Source organism: Frigoribacterium sp. AC759 (assembly GCF_979256015.1).
Genome location: NZ_CEEDMT010000117.1, coordinates 1 through 259, shown reverse-complemented (window position 1 = coordinate 259; position 259 = coordinate 1). Strand labels below are relative to the sequence as shown.

Below are 259 nucleotides of genomic sequence, written 5' to 3'. Positions count from 1 at the left end.
ATCCTGAACAAAATAAGTTCGTTTAAAGATGTTGCGTTACCGCATAAAAACGAAACCAGGGTAAAGACAATAATAGAGGTTAAGAAATAATTTTTACGTCCGAAACGACTTCCCAGCCAACCCGACATCGGGAGGATGATAACATTCGCAACGGCATAACCAGTAGATAACCAGGCCACATCTTCAAGCGTTGCGCCCAGGTTTCCCTGTATTTGAGGAATTGCCACGTTTACAATGGTTGTATCAATCAACTCCAATA

General features: G+C 41.7%; 1 protein-coding gene. It reads right to left on the bottom strand.

Going from position 1 to position 259, the window contains the following annotated elements; translation table 11 throughout:
* Positions 1–227: MFS transporter (locus tag ACZ6JE_RS15320; protein ID WP_464319501.1), on the bottom strand; the 227-nt coding region annotated here is incomplete at its 3' end.
* Positions 228–259: the final 32 nt, after the last annotated feature.